A 1,312-nucleotide genomic window follows, 5' to 3' on the forward strand; every position below is an offset into this window, starting at 1 on the left:
ATTTCAAAAATTTAAAGAATGGCGTGGTATAGCAACAAGATATGCTAAAAATACAAAATCATACATGGCGGGTCTTTATTTAAGGGCTTTACTAATGTGGACTCAAATCTCGTGACGACACACCCTAGTTGGTTTGCTAAATCTACAAGGTTAAAGAACTTTGATTTATAACCCTTTCTTACTGCCCTTGCACTAATGGCTATAGCAAGGCGCGTTTTGCCGGTACCAGCCCCTCCAATTAACACTATATTTCTAGAACTATTAACAAACTCACAACTATATAAATGCATAATTTGCTCTTGGCTTATTGGGGTATCAGTAAAAATAAAATTATCTATATCTTTCTTCTCTGGAAACTTTGCAGCTCGAATTCTACTTTGAATAGCTCTGAGCGTTCTAGTACATGAACAAGATAGTGCTGAAGTAATTTTTTCAACATTAATGGGAGATATTGTTGAACCTAGAAGACAATTTATTCAAGCAAATGCCTTGAATGTAATTAATTTAGATGTTTAAAATTTAAATCTTTAACATTAGCCATTATTTGTATCTTTTTACTATTCAATGTCGTTTATGTTTGTTATGCTTTTATGCTTCCAAGAATTGTTTTGTAAAAATATCATAGATTCAGGTACTCACTATTCGTTTTCAAATCTAATTCTTGGAATCATTCGAGTAGACATTAGTTACTCATGTAATTAACAGGGAAACTCGATATTTTCTGCTAACTAAATGTACAAAATGATTGGAGATAGATTATGATATCAAAAAATAATATTGTATTTATGGCACTGCTACTTGTAACAAATGTTGATATTATAGCAATGCCACCACCTGGTAAGAGTCTTGATAATGAGTACTTAGAAGGATTAAATGACGAGGAACTTGATGAAGAATCTGATCAGCTATTTAACTTCATATCAGACAATCTAAGAAAAACAAAAAAGCAGCTTAAGGAAGAGCAGGAAAGCAAAAAATCACTTGAGCAACAACTGAATGATGAAAGAGAGAAAGCAACTAATAAGGTTATTCAGTTTGAACAAAAACTAAAAGATATACAAGGACAGCTGGCGACGGCTCAAAGCAAGGAGCAAAAACTTAAACAGCAATTGAGTAACGAAGCTACTCAGTTTAAGAAAAGAATAGAAGATATTAAGGCAGAAAAAAGTAATTTTGAACAACAATTAAAGGATGTAAAACAGAGTGCAGTTATTAATACTGCTCAGTTTAAGCAAAAAATAAAAGATATACAAGGGCAGCTCAATACAGAGCAACAAACTAAACAAAAACTTGAACAACAATTGAATAACGA

2 protein-coding genes are annotated in these 1,312 nt (G+C 32.1%); one reads left to right on the plus strand and one right to left on the minus strand.

Annotated elements, in window-relative coordinates:
- Positions 1-44: 44 nt before the first annotated feature.
- Entirely contained in the window at positions 45-443 is a 399-nt protein-coding gene (locus RiCNE_RS08525) for an ATP-binding protein (protein ID WP_410525753.1), read from the minus strand.
- Between the two features lie 315 nt (positions 444-758).
- On the opposite strand from RiCNE_RS08525, the gene RiCNE_RS07000 reads away from it, so the two are divergent.
- Positions 759-1,312: hypothetical protein (locus RiCNE_RS07000; protein WP_133062974.1), on the plus strand; the 554-nt coding region annotated here is incomplete at its 3' end.

The sequence above is a fragment of the Rickettsia endosymbiont of Culicoides newsteadi genome (genome assembly GCF_002259525.1).
Taxonomy (GTDB): Bacteria; Pseudomonadota; Alphaproteobacteria; order Rickettsiales; family Rickettsiaceae; genus Tisiphia.